General features: G+C 71.6%; 17 protein-coding genes and 1 tRNA gene. 3 read left to right on the top strand and 15 right to left on the bottom strand.

From position 1 onward, the window contains the following. Positions 1-43 precede the first annotated feature (43 nt). Positions 44-159: transfer RNA gene (locus HAV39_RS20100), tRNA-Gly, on the top strand. 69 nt (positions 160-228) lie between these two features. On the opposite strand, the gene HAV39_RS20095 is transcribed toward HAV39_RS20100, so the two are convergent. Both HAV39_RS20095 and HAV39_RS20090 read right to left on the bottom strand, forming a co-directional pair. Further along, positions 229-804, bottom strand: a complete 576-nt coding sequence (locus HAV39_RS20095) for a hypothetical protein (RefSeq protein WP_191840714.1) — start codon at positions 802-804, stop codon at positions 229-231. Positions 805-963: 159 nt separating this feature from the next. Beyond that, entirely contained in the window at positions 964-1,539 is a 576-nt protein-coding gene (locus tag HAV39_RS20090) for a hypothetical protein (protein WP_191840713.1), read from the bottom strand. A gap of 79 nt (positions 1,540-1,618) precedes the next feature. On the opposite strand from HAV39_RS20090, the gene HAV39_RS20085 reads away from it, so the two are divergent. Further along, complete coding sequence (locus tag HAV39_RS20085) at positions 1,619-1,849, top strand: hypothetical protein (RefSeq protein ID WP_144121103.1); 231 nt, start codon at positions 1,619-1,621, stop codon at positions 1,847-1,849. 36 nt (positions 1,850-1,885) lie between these two features. Here HAV39_RS20085 and HAV39_RS20080 read toward each other — a convergent pair whose 3' ends face one another. The 4 genes from HAV39_RS20080 to HAV39_RS20065 form a co-directional block, all read right to left on the bottom strand. Continuing rightward, positions 1,886-2,356, bottom strand: coding sequence for a ribose-5-phosphate isomerase (locus HAV39_RS20080; protein ID WP_191840712.1), 471 nt, complete (start codon positions 2,354-2,356; stop codon positions 1,886-1,888). A 246-nt stretch (positions 2,357-2,602) separates the two neighbouring features. Beyond that, positions 2,603-3,793, bottom strand: coding sequence for a DUF1015 family protein (locus HAV39_RS20075; RefSeq protein ID WP_191840711.1), 1,191 nt, complete (start codon positions 3,791-3,793; stop codon positions 2,603-2,605). A 147-nt stretch (positions 3,794-3,940) separates the two neighbouring features. After that, positions 3,941-4,147, bottom strand: a complete 207-nt coding sequence (locus HAV39_RS20070) for a hypothetical protein (RefSeq protein WP_191840710.1) — start codon at positions 4,145-4,147, stop codon at positions 3,941-3,943. 103 nt (positions 4,148-4,250) lie between these two features. Then, the gene (locus HAV39_RS20065) at positions 4,251-4,886 is read right to left on the bottom strand and encodes a mycothiol-dependent nitroreductase Rv2466c family protein (RefSeq protein ID WP_120316554.1); all 636 of its coding nucleotides are present in this window, start codon (positions 4,884-4,886) and stop codon (positions 4,251-4,253) included. A gap of 176 nt (positions 4,887-5,062) precedes the next feature. Here HAV39_RS20065 and pepN point away from each other — a divergent pair, with 176 nt between their 5' ends. Then, on the top strand, positions 5,063-7,618 hold the full coding sequence (gene pepN / locus HAV39_RS20060) for an aminopeptidase N (protein ID WP_191840709.1): 2,556 nt from the start codon (positions 5,063-5,065) through the stop codon (positions 7,616-7,618). A 64-nt stretch (positions 7,619-7,682) separates the two neighbouring features. On the opposite strand, the gene HAV39_RS20055 is transcribed toward pepN, so the two are convergent. The 9 genes from HAV39_RS20055 to HAV39_RS20015 all read right to left on the bottom strand — a co-directional run bounded on the left by HAV39_RS20055 (position 7,683) and on the right by HAV39_RS20015 (position 13,825). Then, a complete protein-coding gene (locus tag HAV39_RS20055) occupies positions 7,683-8,090 on the bottom strand; it encodes a DUF5130 family protein (RefSeq protein WP_191840708.1) in 408 nt (135 codons plus the stop codon). Further along, complete coding sequence (gene ctaJ / locus HAV39_RS20050) at positions 8,077-8,364, bottom strand: aa3-type cytochrome oxidase subunit CtaJ (protein WP_191840707.1); 288 nt, start codon at positions 8,362-8,364, stop codon at positions 8,077-8,079. Before ctaJ ends, HAV39_RS20055 begins: the two co-directional genes overlap by 14 nt. An 89-nt stretch (positions 8,365-8,453) precedes the next feature. Further along, positions 8,454-9,194 (bottom strand): alpha/beta hydrolase, encoded by a 741-nt coding sequence (locus HAV39_RS20045; RefSeq protein ID WP_191840706.1) that lies wholly within the window; start codon positions 9,192-9,194, stop codon positions 8,454-8,456. A gap of 13 nt (positions 9,195-9,207) precedes the next feature. Next, positions 9,208-10,215, bottom strand: a complete 1,008-nt coding sequence (locus HAV39_RS20040) for an amidohydrolase family protein (RefSeq protein ID WP_191840747.1) — start codon at positions 10,213-10,215, stop codon at positions 9,208-9,210. Beyond that, positions 10,212-10,733: a 3-hydroxyanthranilate 3,4-dioxygenase gene (locus HAV39_RS20035; protein ID WP_191840705.1), complete on the bottom strand. Its 522-nt coding sequence runs from the start codon at positions 10,731-10,733 to the stop codon at positions 10,212-10,214. The genes HAV39_RS20040 and HAV39_RS20035 overlap by 4 nt, the downstream gene beginning before the upstream one ends. Beyond that, entirely contained in the window at positions 10,730-11,155 is a 426-nt protein-coding gene (locus HAV39_RS20030; RefSeq protein ID WP_191840704.1) for a RidA family protein, read from the bottom strand. The genes HAV39_RS20035 and HAV39_RS20030 overlap by 4 nt, the downstream gene beginning before the upstream one ends. Beyond that, the gene (locus HAV39_RS20025) at positions 11,152-11,880 is read right to left on the bottom strand and encodes a 2-keto-4-pentenoate hydratase (protein ID WP_191840703.1); all 729 of its coding nucleotides are present in this window, start codon (positions 11,878-11,880) and stop codon (positions 11,152-11,154) included. Before HAV39_RS20025 ends, HAV39_RS20030 begins: the two co-directional genes overlap by 4 nt. Next, positions 11,877-12,911, bottom strand: coding sequence for a 4-hydroxy-2-oxovalerate aldolase (dmpG, locus tag HAV39_RS20020; protein ID WP_191840702.1), 1,035 nt, complete (start codon positions 12,909-12,911; stop codon positions 11,877-11,879). The genes HAV39_RS20025 and dmpG overlap by 4 nt, the downstream gene beginning before the upstream one ends. After that, positions 12,908-13,825: an acetaldehyde dehydrogenase (acetylating) gene (locus HAV39_RS20015; protein ID WP_191840701.1), complete on the bottom strand. Its 918-nt coding sequence runs from the start codon at positions 13,823-13,825 to the stop codon at positions 12,908-12,910. The genes dmpG and HAV39_RS20015 overlap by 4 nt, the downstream gene beginning before the upstream one ends. Positions 13,826-13,901 lie beyond the last annotated feature (76 nt).

The raw sequence follows: 13,901 nt of genomic DNA, 5'->3' as shown, positions 1-13,901 counted from the left end.
GTGCCAGCGGCGTGCCAGATGGAGAGACCTCATACGGTCACAAGCGGGCACCAGTGGTCAGAGGCCCGGCGGTGACGACCGGGCGTTTCAGGCATCGCGGGCCGTCCTTGGCGGTCTTCCAAACTGACTACGCGAGTTCGATTCTCGTCGCCCGCTCCATAGAAGAAGGCCCAGGTCATCGGCGGTTCGCCGGGCCTGGGCCTTTTCCGTGTACGAGCGCACACCTCGTCAGGCGTTGCAGAGACGCTGGTGGGCGTACTCGTCGGCGGCCGCGTTGCAGCGGTAGGGCGAACCGAGGATCTGGCGCAGGTGCTCGGTGAGCGGGATCAGTTCGATCACGCCGGGAGCGAACAGCCGCACCCGGTACCCGTCGCCGACGCGGGGCAGGCCTTCGAGGCTGTCCGGCACGACGGTGGCGCCGTCGTCGCCGGTGTAGCGGAACCCGGTGTAGATCAGGTGCGGCGCACCTGGGCTCAGGTCCACCTTGAGCGTCGCCTCGGCGGTGCAGCGGACCGGGACCGAGATGCCGCGGCACGGGCCGAGCTGGATGCGTTCGCCGGCCGTGCCGTCGGGCTTGATGGTCAGCTCGGCCCCGTGCACCCGCCAGGTGCCGACGAACGGCGCGAGGCCGGGGACGACCGCGGCGGGCGTGGAGGCAGCGGTGCCCGAGGGCGTCGCGGAGGCGGTGACCGTGCCCGCGTTCGCGGTGGCGACGGGCTCGGCGAGCAGTCCCCGGCCGAGCGCCATCCCGCCGCCGATCACCAGCACGCCCAGTGCCGCGGCCAACGGATACCGGAGTCTCACCCCGCCCTCCCCCGCGTCCGGTCGAACTCGATAGAGCTGGTTCACCCTATTTCATCCCGATTGACACCAAGCCGCAAATACGAAGATCGCCGCTCCGGCCGGGAGCCGCGGTCGAACCGCGGATCCTCACCCGAAACGGCGATCTTCAGAAGACCGACGTCAGCGAACGCCGCGCAGGAAGTTCCAGGCGTCCACGACCCAGCTGATGGAGCGCAGGTACTGCGCGCCGGCGACGACCAGGAAGACGCCGATCACGGCGTGGGACAGCCAGGCGCTGCGCCGGGACCGGCCCATGATCTTCTCCAGCACCACCCCGCCGACGAGGCGGCACAGCGCGAACAGGCCGACCCCGACCAGGACGATGAGGAACAGGGCCAGGGTGGCCGAGGCGTGATCGCTGTCGGCTCCCGCCGAGGCGGCCCACAGGCCCCAGGACACCAGCAGGAAGATCGCGCCCGCCACGCTCCACCGGCCGCCCGCCTTCAGCTGCCGCATGCGCACGCCGAACGGCACGTCAGGGCGCTTGAGGTGGCCCGAGGTGACGATCTGCCCCGGCGCGAGCGTCGGCTCGAAGGAGACCGTGTGCTCCACCTGGCGCTGGGCGGGCACCGCTGCCACACCCGTCTTGAAGTCCTTCTGCCCCGGCGCGGGCTGCTGGGTCTGCAACGCCTCGGTCGGGATCTCCTGCGTACGGTCGAAGCGCAGTTCCTGCGTCGGATCGGTCCCCTCAGTCACGCCGCACATGCTAGCCGCCGCGCACGACACCGCCAGTCGAGTATCGCGGCCGCCCAGGCCGACCGACTAGCCTGGCGGGATGCAGGAATACGAGCGTCGCAGGCATCGTGGCCGCTCCGACGACGATGACGACCACGACCTCGAACGCGGCCTGCGGGGCCTGATCGGGCCCGGGGCGTCGCAGATCAGCCTGTCCGCGGCGCTGCGGGCGCGGGACGCCGCCCGGCCCACGGCCGACGACCTGGCTCGCGCCGAGGCCGAGCTGGAGATCGTCCGCCGTGGTTGGGTGCCGCGCGACCCGCTGCGCTGACGCCGCCGGAATCAGCCGGGAAAAGTCGGAGATCCGTCAGTTCGGCAGGGGCGGCAGCTCGCCGGTCTTCTCGTAGACGGCGACCTCCTCGATGCGCCGGGCGTGCCGCTCGGCCTGCGAGAAGGGGGTGCTGAGGAACGCCTCCACGATCGCGGTCGCCTCCTCCAGCGTGTGCTGGCGGGCGCCGATGCCGACGACGTTGGCGTCGTTGTGCTGCCGGGACAGGGTGGCCGTGTCGATGTTCCAGGCCAGCGCGGCGCGTACGCCCGCGATCTTGTTGGCGGCGATCTGCTCCCCGTTGCCGGAACCGCCGATCACCACGCCCAGGCTGCCCGGATCCGTGACCACCCGGTGCCCGGCGTGCAGGCAGAACGAGGGGTAGTCGTCCTCGGCGTCGTAGGCGTGCGCGCCGACGTCGACCACGTCGTATCCCTTGGCCTGCAGCTCGGTGACCAGGTGGGCCTTCAGTTCGAAACCGGCGTGGTCCGCCGCGAGGTAAACGCGCATGGTCAAAGTCTGCCAGCCGAGCCGGGCCGCCGTGCGGCGGACCCGCTTGCCGCCGCAGCCGAGCAGGGCGCGGTCCGCACCAAGGTCTTTCGACTTGCCAGGCAGGTGGGCGAATACGGCCTCAAGATACGCACAGATGCCCGGCAAGTCGGACGATCATGGCTCGGGCACGCTGCTCAGCGCGGGTAGAGCGTTAAGAAGGGCACCTTCTACATCGTATAACGATGTGAAGGTGCCCTTCCTTCGTCAGAGCTGGGCCACGACCAGGCCGGCGCGGGCCTTGGGGGTGAACCAGGTGCTCTTGCGGGGCATCTTCTGGCGGGCCAGGTTCACCTCGACGAAGTCGTCGACGGTGACCGGGGCGATGAGCACCGCGAGCGCGGCCCGGCCGGCGTCGACCTCACCGGTCAGCCAGGCCGCCGGATAGTCGCCACCGACGTAGGTGATGCGCTTGTCGCCGGGCTCCAGGTCCAGCGCCTCACCGAACAGGACCCGCTCGACCAGGGCGTGGTCGATGTTGTCCACGACGGACCCGGCGGGGTCGCGGGGCAGGGTGACCGCGTAGGAGCGGCCGCCCGCGTAGAGGTGGATCACGCCGCCGGTGGCGGGCACGTCCGGGGTGCCCTCGCCGACCTGCGCGCCGGCCTTCTCCAGCCGGGTCAGCAGCTCCTCGACGGTGATGTCGAGCTTGTGCACCAGGCGGTTGTAGGGCTGGATCGCCACCGACTCCGGCGTGGTCACCACGGCGAGGAAGCGGGCGAAGCCGCCGGTCTGCGCGGCCAGGCTGCGGTGGTTGCCGTCGGCGACGACCAGGTCGCCGCCACCGGCCAGGGCGCGCAGCGCGTCCGCCTGCGGGCCCGGGGGCAGCGGCCAGATCGCGTGGGTACGCCCCGACGGGTCCACGTCCGTGGCGGCGGGCTCGCCCGCCTGGGCGACCGCCTCGGCCAGCGCCGCGTGCAGCTCCGTGCCGCGACCGGTCTGCAGCAGCAGCACCGGCGACAGCAGGTGGCCCAGCGCCTGGGCGAGCGCCACCCGCTCGCGCACCTTCTCCAGGAAGACGTCCTCGTTGCGGATGACCAGGCCCGGCTCGTCGGCGCTGGTCGAGATCTGGTCGGTGTCGACCATGCACCAGAGGCCGTACGCGGCCGCGCCGTCCGGGGCGGTGATCGCGTAGAGCACGACCACGTCCTGCGCGGCGGCGTAGGCTCCGGCGTCCTTGGCCTGCGCCAGCCGCGCCACCGCGTCGGGCAGCGCGTCCGCGAAGGACTTGCCCAGGCTGTCCGGCGCCCGGTGCGGCATCTCGACGGCGAGCGCGCTACGCGGGTTGGCGGTGATGATCTCGGTGATCTCGGCGTCGTCGGCGAACTCGTCGTAGTTCTGCGCGCCGGTGGCTCCCGTGGTGAGCCAGGCCGTGTGGATCGGGTGTACGACTGTCACGGCTGCTCACGCTACCGCCGTCCACCGGCTGGGACGGTGTGGCCCCGCGCGGCGGCGGGCGGCGTGGCGTGGCCCGCCCCGGAGTCCGGACAGCACGACGCCCGCACGGCGCGGGTCCGTGCGGGCGGTCGTCGACGGGTGCCGGGCTCAGCCGCGCCGGGCGACCACGAAGCCGGCGGGCGACGCGCCGACCAGGACCGGCTCGGCGAGGAACGCGGCGATCTCGGCGGGCAGGTTCGGCTGCCAGATCGCCCACCTGCTCTCCTCGACGCTGAGGTACGAGGTGCCCAGGCTGTCCGCGACGGCCTGGGCCGGTGTGGGAAGGCGCCAGGGGTCCGCGGCGACGTCCGCCATGTCTGTTCTCCCGACTCGTCGGTGAAATGGTGAAGTGGTCCATCTCACCAACGAGCGGGCGGGCGGAAAGGACAGCCCTGCGCGGTCGGCCAGTCGGCCGGGATCAGTCGAAGATCGGACCGAGGTCGCGGCTGCGCTTGAGCTCGTAGAAGCCGGGGGTCCCGGCCACCAGCAGCACGCCGTCCCAGAGCCGTCCGGCGGCCTCGCCCTTGGGCGCGGGCGTCACCACGGGGCCGAAGAACGCGATCCGCTCCCCGTCCGGGCCGGGCGCGTGGATCACCGGGGTGCCCACGTCGGTGCCGACCGGCTTCATGCCCGCGTTGTGGCTCTCCACCAGCAGGTCGTCGTGCACGGTCTCGGCGGCGGCCGCGGCCAGCGCGGGGTCGAGCCCGGCGTCGGTGAGCGCGGCCGCGTACAGCTCCGGCCCCAGCTCCTCCTTGCCCAGGTGGATGCGGGTGCCCAGCGCGGTGTAGAGGTCGCGCAGGACGTGGTCGCCGTACTTGCGGGCGGCGGCGATGCACACCCGCACCGGGCCCCAGCCCTTCGCCATCAGTTCCTGGTACTGCTCGGGCAGGTCGCGGCCCTGGTTGAGCACGGACAGGCTCATCACGTGGAAGTCCACCGTCACCGGGCGGACCTTCTCGACCTCCAGCAGCCAGCGCGAGGTCATCCAGGCCCACGGGCAGAGCGGGTCGAACCACATGCCGACCGAGGAGGGGGTTTCGCTAACAGGGGTCATGTGGTGAATCATGACGCGGCGGTTTCACTCCGGCGCGTGACCTTAGCCACGCCCCTGGGACACAATGTGAAACAGTTACTTCGCGCCCTCACCCGGGACGTGATGAAAGACTGCTCTGGGCAGCGACACTGCCCTACATGCTGCTCACGACCGCAGCCGACAGGAGTTAACACGCCGTGACCGGTACGCGCAATCTCTCCCAGGCCGAGGCCGCCGACAGGGCCCGGCTGCTGGACGTCAACTCGTACGACGTCTCGCTGGACCTCACCGACGGGGCCGGCAACCCCGGCGACGGCACCTTCCGCAGCGTGACGACGGTGAAGTTCACCGCCGCGACGCCCGGTGCGGGCACCTTCATCGAGGTCGCCGCCAGCAAGATCGCTCGGGCCGAGCTGAACGGCGTGGCGCTGGACACCAGCGCCTGGACGGCCGAGACCGGGCTGGTGCTGCCGCAGCTGGCCGAGCAGAACACGCTCGTGGTCGAGGCGGACTTCCCGTTCTCGCAGCAGGGCCAGGGCCTGCACCGCGCGGTCGACCCCGCGGACAAGGAGGTCTACCTCTACAGCCAGTTCGAGACCGCGGACGCCCAGAAGGTCTTCGCCTGTTTCGACCAGCCGGATCTGAAGTCGGTCTACACCTGGCACGCCGTGGTGCCCAAGCACTGGAAGGTCGTCTCCAACGCGCCGGTCGCGTCGGTCACCACCGAGGGCTCCGGCAAGACCGTCCACTTCGAGCAGTCGGCCCGCATGTCGACGTACGTCACCGCGCTGTGCGCCGGGCCGTACCACGAGGTGCGGACCACGCACGACGGCGTCGACATGGGCGTCTTCTGCCGCGCGTCGATGGCCGAGTATCTCGAGGCCGACGAGCTGTTCGAGATCACCAAGCAGGGCTTCGACTTCTTCCAGGCCCAGTTCGGCGTGCGCTACCCGCTGCCCAAGTACGACCAGCTGTGGGTGCCCGAGTTCAACGCGGGCGCCATGGAGAACTTCGGCTGCGTCACCCACGCCGACGCCTCCTACGTCTTCCGCAGCGAGGTCACCGACTACGAGCGCGAGCAGCGCGCCAACACGATCCTGCACGAGCTGGCCCACATGTGGTTCGGCGACCTGGTCACCATGCGCTGGTGGGACGACCTGTGGCTGAACGAGTCGTTCGCCGAGTGGGCCTCGCACTGGTGCAACGCCGAGGCGACCCGCTTCTCCGACGCCTGGACCACGTTCCTGTCCGTGCGCAAGAACTGGGGCTACGGCCAGGACCAGCTGTCCAGCACGCACCCGGTCTACTGCGACATGCCCGACGTGGACGCGGTCGAGGTCAACTTCGACGGCATCACGTACGCCAAGGGCGCCAGCGTGATCAAGCAGCTCGTGGCGTACGTCGGCATCGACGCGTTCGTCACCGGCCTGCGCTCGTACTTCAAGCAGCACGCCTGGGGCAACGCCACCTTCGGCGACCTGCTCTCGGCGCTGGAGGCGGCCTCCGGCCGCGAGCTGCGCGGGTTCGCCAAGGCCTGGCTGGAGACCGCTCAGGTCAACACGCTGCGCCCGGTGGTGGAGATCGCCAAGGACGGCACGTACCGGCAGGTGACGGTGCTGCAGACCGCGCCGGAGAGCCACCCGACGCTGCGCCCGCACCACCTGGCCGTCGGCCTGTACGACCTCGTCGACGGCAGCCTGGTGCGCCGCGAGCGGATCGAGACCGACGTCGCGGGCGCGGAGACGGTGCTCGCGGAGCTGGCCGGCAAGAAGGCCGCCGACGTGCTGCTGCTCAACGACGACGACCTCACGTACACCAAGCTGCGGCTGGACGAGCGCTCGCTGGCGACCGTGGTCGGCAACCTGAGCGGCTTCGACTCCTCGCTGGCCCGCGCGCTGTGCTGGGCCGCCGCGTGGGACATGGTCCGCGACGCGGAGCTGCCCGCCCGCGACTACGTCGCCCTGGTCACCAACGCGCTGCCCGGTGAACGCGACATCAACCTGGTCACCTCCACGCTGCGCCAGGTCCAGCTGGTGCTCACCCAGTACGCCGACCCGGCCTGGGCGCCGGCGGGCTGGGCGAAGCTGGCCGACACCGCCAAGGCCGCGCTGGCCGTCGCCGAGCCCGGCAGCGGCTTCCAGCTCGCCTGGACGCGTGCCTTCATCAGCGCCGCCCGCGGCAGCACCGACCTGGCCACCCTGCAGGGCTGGCTGACCGGCACCGGGGTGCCGCAGGGCATCGCCATCGCCGGTGAGCTGCGCTGGCAGCTGGTGCAGTGCCTGGTGGCGAACGGCGGCGTCGACCCGGCGGTCATCCAGGCCGAGCACGACGCCGACCGCACCGCCTCCGGCGACATCGGCGCCGCGCTCGCGTACGCGCTGATCCCGACGCCGGACAACAAGGCCGCGGTGTGGACGGAGCTGACCGGCCCGACGGCGCTGCCCAACTGGCGCAACCGGGCGCTGATCCAGGGCTTCCAGCACCCGGCCCAGGCGGAGCTGACCGCGCCGTACACGTCGCGTTTCTTCGCCGACGTCGCGGGCGTGTGGGCGGCCCGCGACAGCGAGCCGGCCCAGGAGTTCGTGGTGCTGGCCTACCCGGTGCTCGACGTGTCGCCGCAGACCGTGTCGGCGGCGCAGGCATGGCTGGCGGAGGAGGGCCACCCGGCCCCGCTGCGCCGCCTCATGGCCGAGGGCAACGACCGGGTGGTGCGCGCCCTCAAGGCCCGCGCCAAGGACGCCGCAGCCTCCTGAGCGGATACGGAAGGGGCCGGACGCGATGCGTCCGGCCCCTTCCCGCGTCTCTATGCCCGTCAGGTCACAGGGTGTGCTTGCCGGCCAGGCCGGTGAGCTGGGCCAGGCCGCTGACGAGGCCGCCGGCCAGGTCTCCCCCGCCGAACGAGGCCGCCATGGACAGCGCGGCCAGCTTGCAGTCGCGGTCCGACAGGCGCTTGCGGGCCTGCGACCCGGTCACGATCTCCAGCTGGCGCTGGCCCGGGGCGACGGCGATGAGCACCGACTCCGCCGGGTTGGCCAGGCGGGCGTGCAGCAGCTCGGCGCCCTCGCGCACCGGCTCGCTGACCTCGCCCACGTACACGCTGAAGGTCAGGCCGCTGTTCTCGTCGGCCTTGCGCAGCGCGTCGTCGAGCCGCAGCAGCTGGCGGGTCGTGAACGGCCCGTCGAGCACCGCCGGGCTGGACACTGCGTAGTGGTCACCAGCGGTCACTTGCGCCCCCTGTCACGTCCACGACCGGCGTGATGTCGCCGGCCGCGGTCAGCTCCGCACGCGCGGCCGCGTCGAGCGCCGCGTGGTGCGCCTCCGGGCCGTCCGATTCGGGCCGGGCGAGGAACCACACCGGCGCGAACTCGTACGGCCGACCGGGCCGGTACCGCTTGGCGTTGCGGCCACCGGCCGCATAGACCAGTGCAAAGATGATCCCGATCACCGCGAGCGGGATGCCTGCGTAGATCAGTAGATCAGATAGATCTGGCGTGGACACCGTGAAGCCCCCCGGCTCGAGTCCTGATTAACGTCTCAACGCTAGCGGAGAGGACGCGGCCACCTGCTCAGGGGTGGTCGCGTGCCGTCTCAGTCACCCAGCCGCGACAGCTCGGCGAGCACCGTGGGCCAGGCCGCCGACAGCGGGTCGATGACCGCGTAGTGGGCCGCGCCGGGCACCGCGACGAGCCGGCTGCCCGGCTGCGCGACGGCGTACGCCTCGGCCAGCGTGATCGGCACGATCGCGTCCCGCACGCCGTGGACCAGCACCGTCGGGCTGGTCGGGGCGGGCAGCCGGACCGGATCGAGATCCTCGCGGGTCGATGCGTCCGCGCCCAGGAAATCGACGACCGCCCCGCCGTCGAGGTCGAGTTCCTGGGCCAGCCGGAGGTCCGCCACGGGCCCCAGGGCCAGCGTGCCGACCTGCTGGGGGGCCGGCGCGGCGATCGCCGCCCACAGCACCAGGTGCCCGCCGGCCGAGTGGCCGACCGCGATCACCCGCCCGTCGTGTCCGCCCAGCTCACCCGGCACGACGGCGAGCGCCTCGGCGACGTCGCGCACGGTGGCGTCCGGATCGCCGGGCACCCGGCGGTACTCGGTCGACACGACCGTCCAGCCCGCGTCGCGGATGGCGGCGGCCATCGGACGGGTGTGGGCACGGTCATACTCCGGCCGCCAGAATCCGCCGTGCACGATCACGACCAGCGGCCGGGCCGCGGCACGGGCGTCGCCGCACCAGGCGTCGGCGACGTGCTCGGGCCGCGGGCCGTAGCGCAGGACGAGATCCGGCGCGGTGGCCGACCGGCTGAGCACCGAACGGTCCTCGGTCATGCCCGCTCCTCGCTCATGCCGCCCTGCCCAGGAACGCCAGGGCGTTGCCGCCGAGCAGCTTGGCGCGCTGGCCTTCGGTGAGGAAGTCGGACTTGCGCACCACCGCGCCGACCGGGCGCTCGCCCAGCGGGTACGGGTAGTCGCTGCCGAGCAGCACCCGGTCCTCCCCCAGCGTGTCCACCAGCAGCCGCAGCGCGGCCGGGTCGAACACCACGGTGTCCACCGAGAAGCGGTGCGTGTACTCGCTCGGCGGCAGCGCGGACTGCCCGCGCACCACGTCGCCGCGCCGGTGCCAGGCGTTGTCGGCCCGGCCCAGCCAGAACGGGAAGCTGCCGCCGCCGTGCGCGAAGCACAGCCGCAGCGTCTCCGGGACCTGGTCGAACACCCCGCCGAGGATCATCGACAGCACCGACAGGTGGGTCTCGGCGGGCATGCCGGTGAGCCAGCGGGCCATCCACCGGTCCAGGCGCGGGCCGGTCGGCATGTCCCACGGGTGCACGAACACCGGCGCCCCGACCTGCGCGCAGTGCTGCAGGAACTGGACGATGCCGGCGTCGTCGAGGTCGCGGTCGCCGACGTGGTTGCCGATCTCGACGCCGACGTGCCCGTTGGCCAGGCTGCGGTCGAGCTCGGCGCAGGCCAGGTCCGGGTCCTGCAGCGGCACCTGGCAGAACGGCACCAGCCGGTCTCCCCCGTCCGCGCAGACCTGCAGGGCCAGGTCGTTGAAGATCCGGGCCACTTTCATGGCCTGCTCGGCCGGGCGCTCATACGAGAAGAACACCGGGGTGGGCGAGACGACCTGGATGTCCACCCCGTCGTCGGCCATGTCCCCGAGCCGGGTCGGCGCGTCCCAGCACTGCGCGCCGATGGGCCGGAACTCGGTCTCCCCGATCATGATCATCGCGGCGCGCTCGGAGTCCACCCGCAGCCAGGGCCAGCCGTCGCCGCCGCACTCGCCCGACAGCTCCGGCCAGCCCTTCGGCACGACGTGGGTGTGCACGTCGACTACGGGCGACATCAGCCCTTGCCCGGGTGCAGCGTGCCGCACTTGTCGCAGGTGCGGGCCTGCTCGCTGTCGTAGAACGCGGTGAACACCGGCGGCAGGTCGGCGACGATGTCGCGCACCTGCAGCTCCACCTCGTGCACGATCTCGTCGCAGTTCGGGCAGTACCAGCGGAACTTCTCCAGCGTGCCCTCCTCGCGGACCCGCTCCATGACCAGGCCGATCGAGCCGGCCTCGCGCTGCGGCGAGTGCGGCGTGAGCCGGGGCAGCATCCACATGTGCCCCTCGGGCACCGTGATGGTCCGCGGGCCGTCCGGGGTCATCAGGTTGATCCGCAGGGTGCCCTTGATCTGGTAGAAGAACTCCTCGTACGGGTCCACGTGGAAGTCCGTGCGCTGGTTCGGGCCGCCGACGACCATCACGATGAAGTCGTCGCCCGTCGGGAACATCTGCTTGTTGCCGACCGGCGGCTTGAGCAGGTGCTGGTTGTCCTCGATCCAGCCGGGAAAGCTCACCGGCTCGGAAATCTCCGTCACTTCGATCCTCCTTCGGGCAAAAGTGCGACAGCCTGGATCTCGATCAGCAGGTGCGGGTGCGGGAGCTGGTGCACCGCGACCGTGGTGCGGGTGGGTCCGGTGGCGTCGAAGAACTCGCCGTACACCTCGTTGTACCCGCCGAAGTCGTTCATGTTGACCAGATACGTGGTGACCTGCACCAGGTCGGACAGGTCCGCGCCGACCGAGCGCAGGATGTCGCCGATGTTCTCGATCACCGCGCGGGTCTGCTCGCGGATGTCGAGACTGGTCGTGCCCATCCCATCCACCGAGGCACCCGCGATGGTGTTGTCCGGCCGCCGGCTCGACGTGCCGCTCACGAACGCGAACCCGCCCGCGACCTTCACGTGCGGAAACCGCCCCCGCGGCGTCGCCTTGCCCGCGACCACCTTCGCGCCGCTCATGCCGCTGCCTTCAGCGATGCGGTGCCGAGGCCCTCGACGACGGCGCGCACGTGGGCGCCAGGGGTGAGCGGGACGGCGGCGGTGGCCGCGCCGGCCAGGAAGACCCAGCCGGGCTCCAGAGCGACGCCGTAGCGGGCGGTCAGGGCGCGGCCCTCGGTCAGCGCGCGGCGCGGGTCGCCGAGGATCGCCGCGGTCGAACCCGCCTGGACGACCTTGCCGTCGACCTCCAGCAGCACGCCGAGGTTGTCGACGCCCGGCGGGACGGGCTGCCACGCGCCGATCACGAACGCCGCGCCGGAGGTGTTGTCGGCGACTACGTCGGCGTGCGTGAACTGGAAGTCTGCGTACCGGGAGTCGATGATCTCCAGCGCAGGGGCGGCCGCGGCGATGCCGTGCTCGCCCAGCAGGAACGCGATCTCCGGCTCGATCCGCGGGTGGATGAAGCCGTCCAGGCTGAGCTGACCGCTGTCGGGCACGGCCATCCCGTCGGTGAGCCGTCCCCAGATCACCTCGTGTACGCCGACCTGCGCCATCTTGGCCCGGCTGGTCAGTCCCATCTTGATGCCGACCAGCCGCTGACCCCGGTCGAGGCGGCGCGCGATCAGCGCCTCCTGCACGGCATAGGCACCGTCGACGTCCAGCTCGTGGCCCAGGGTGAGCTGCGGGATCGCGGTAGCGCTGACCGCCGCGTCGTCCAGCAGCACGGCCATCTCAGTGACGCTCATTTGCTTCCCTCCGCTGCCTGGACCAGGTCCAGGGCCACGTCGACGATCATGTCCTCCTGGCCGCCGACCATGCGGCGGCGGCCCAGCTCGACCAGGATCGAGCGCACGTCCACGCCGTACTTCGCCGAGGCGCGCTCGGCGTGGCGCAGGAAGCTGGAGTAGACGCCCGCGTAACCCAGTGACAGGGTCTCCCGGTCGACCTGCACCGGGCGGTCCTGCAGCGGCCGCACGATGTCGTCGGCGGCGTCCATCAGCGCGAACACGTCGCAGCCGTGCTGCCAGCCCATCAGTTCCGCGGTGGCGACGAAGACCTCCAGCGGCGCGTTGCCCGCGCCCGCGCCCATGCCCGCCAGGCTCGCGTCGACGCGCACCGGGACGCCGGGACGGTCGCCGTGCTCGACGGCGAGCACGCTGTTGGCGACGCCGAGCGACAGGTTGTGGTGGGCGTGGATGCCGACCTGCGTGGTCTCGTCCAGCACCTGCCGGTAGGCGTCGACCCGCTCGGCGACGTCGCCCATCAGCAGCCGGCCGCCGGAGTCGGTGACGTAGACGCAGTGCGCGCCGTACGACTCCATGAGTTTGGCCTGCTTGGCGAGTCCTGCCGGGTCGTTCATGTGGGACATCATCAGGAAGCCCGCGACGTCCATGCCGTTGTCGCGCGCCCAGCCGATGTGCTGGGCCGAGATGTCGGCCTCGGTGCAGTGCGTGGCGATGCGCACGCTGGTCACGCCGAGGTCGCGGGCGGCCTTCAGGTCGGCGATGGTGCCGATGCCGGGCAGCAGCAGCGTGGTCAGCTTCGACCGGGTCATCACCTCGGCGGCCGCGGCGATCCACTCCGCGTCGGTGGCCGCGCCGTGGCCGTAGTTGACGCTGGACCCGGCCAGGCCGTCGCCGTGCGCCACCTCGATCGCGGCCACGCCCGCGGCGTCCAGGGCCGCGGCGATCTGCCGCACCTGGTCGACGGTGTACCGGTGCCCGATGGCGTGCATGCCGTCGCGCAGGGTCACGTCCTGTACGTAGACCTCGGTCACGCCGCCACCTCCGCGCGCTTGCTGACCAGGCGCTCCGCGGTACGCAGCGCGGCCGAGGTCATGATGTCCAGGTTCCCGGCGTACTCGGGCAGGTAGTGCCCCGCCCCGGAGACCTCCAGGAACACCGAGACCTGCAGCGCCGGTTCGGCCAGCATCGGCACGCTCACCCGGTCGAACTGCACCTTCTGCTTGAGCCGGTAACCGGGCACGTAACCCTGCACCTGCTTGACCATGTCCTCGATCGACGCCTCGATCGCGGCCCGGTCGGCGTCCGCGTCCGCGCACAGGCAGTACACGGTGTCGCGCATGAGCAGCGGCGGCTCGGCCGGGTTCAGCACGATGATCGCCTTGCCGCGCGCCGCCCCGCCGACGACCTCGATGGCGCGGGCCGTGGTCTCGGTGAACTCGTCGATGTTGGCCCGGGTGCCGGGACCGGCCGAGCGCGACGCGATGGACGCGACGATCTCGCCGTACGCCACCGGCGTCACCGCGTGCACGGCCGCGACGATCGGCACCGTCGCCTGCCCGCCGCAGGTCACCATGTTGACGTTGGACTGGTCCAGGTGCTCGTCCAGGTTGACCGTGGGCACGACGTACGGCCCGAGCGCGGCCGGGGTCAGGTCGATCACGATCTTGCCGTGCTGGCGCAGCACCTCGTCGTTGCGCCGGTGCGCCCCCGCCGACGTGGCGTCGAACACCACGTCCACCTCGGCGAACTCCGGCATCGCCACCAGCCCGTCCACACCTTCGGCCGTGGTCGCCACCCCGAGCCGCGCAGCCCGCGCCAGCCCATCGGACTCCGGATCGATCCCCACCATCGCCACCATCCGGAGCGACTCCGACAACCGCAACACCTTGATCATCAGGTCGGTCCCGATGTTCCCCGACCCGATGACCGCCACCCCGGCCTTCACCACGTACCTCCCTTGCCGACGGCCACCACGTGAGCCCCGTTGATCACGGTGCCGAGGTGGTGACACGCCGTCGAAC

Origin of the sequence: Catellatospora chokoriensis, assembly GCF_011297315.1 — a bacterium.
In the GTDB taxonomy this organism is placed as follows: Bacteria; Actinomycetota; Actinomycetes; order Mycobacteriales; family Micromonosporaceae; genus Catellatospora; species Catellatospora citrea.
This window is presented reverse-complemented; position numbering and strand designations above follow the sequence as displayed.

What these genes read in the sequence shown, in the direction of transcription:
- HAV39_RS20065 (WP_120316554.1), bottom strand. Translation starts at nt 4,886, where the DNA reads ATGACCCCTGTTAGCGAAACCCCCTCCTCGGTCGGCATGTGGTTCGAC.
- HAV39_RS20030 (WP_191840704.1), bottom strand. Translation starts at nt 11,155, where the DNA reads ATGAGCGGCGCGAAGGTGGTCGCGGGCAAGGCGACGCCGCGGGGGCGG.
- HAV39_RS20025 (WP_191840703.1), bottom strand. Translation starts at nt 11,880, where the DNA reads ATGAGCGTCACTGAGATGGCCGTGCTGCTGGACGACGCGGCGGTCAGC.
- HAV39_RS20085 (WP_144121103.1), top strand. Translation starts at nt 1,619, where the DNA reads ATGCAGGAATACGAGCGTCGCAGGCATCGTGGCCGCTCCGACGACGAT.
- HAV39_RS20070 (WP_191840710.1), bottom strand. Translation starts at nt 4,147, where the DNA reads ATGGCGGACGTCGCCGCGGACCCCTGGCGCCTTCCCACACCGGCCCAG.
- HAV39_RS20045 (WP_191840706.1), bottom strand. Translation starts at nt 9,194, where the DNA reads ATGACCGAGGACCGTTCGGTGCTCAGCCGGTCGGCCACCGCGCCGGAT.
- HAV39_RS20080 (WP_191840712.1), bottom strand. Translation starts at nt 2,356, where the DNA reads ATGCGCGTTTACCTCGCGGCGGACCACGCCGGTTTCGAACTGAAGGCC.